General features: G+C 48.5%; 1 protein-coding gene. It reads right to left on the bottom strand.

Annotated features, from left to right (window positions below):
• Nucleotides 1–476 (bottom strand): hypothetical protein (locus TY10_RS28505; protein ID WP_155986079.1); only part of this gene is annotated, 476 nt, incomplete at its 3' end.
• Nucleotides 477–507: the final 31 nt, after the last annotated feature.

The raw sequence follows: 507 nt of genomic DNA, 5'->3' as shown, positions 1-507 counted from the left end.
AGTCCTGAAGGCCGGTCCCAGAGCTCCACGCCGCTGCTCTTCAACGCCTCCGCAACGAATTGAGAGCAGAAATAAGCGCTGTCCGATTTAATTTCCCGCTGCAGTAATACGCCCAGCAATCCAATCAAATGATAACGGTAAGAATCCTGATTGCGTTGAAAATGGCGGATACAAGCTACCGAATTAGCATGCTGTTGCTCTGTAACCGGGAGTCGAAGCAGCAAGCAGCGAGTGTTGGGAAAATGGCGGAAAGTGCCTCTATATATATCTTCGCGAACAAAGCCGCCTACAAACGGGTTGTGGGCTTCTTTGCGTCCAAAACTGAAAACCTCATTCAGTTCGTCGTCAAATGCAAGGGATGCATGGTTGTAAGGCGCTTTTGTAAAACCTTTAATTAATCTCGTAAACGCCGTGCCGGTATCGGTCAGCAGCACATAGATGCTGCGCTGGGAAGTCTTTTTCATTTTCCCGTTCATGCCACTCACCTCAATGGAAGTTCTTGAGATG

Source organism: Paenibacillus gorillae, assembly GCF_000513275.1.
Taxonomy (GTDB): domain Bacteria; phylum Bacillota; class Bacilli; order Paenibacillales; family Paenibacillaceae; genus Pristimantibacillus; species Pristimantibacillus gorillae.
This window is presented reverse-complemented; position numbering and strand designations above follow the sequence as displayed.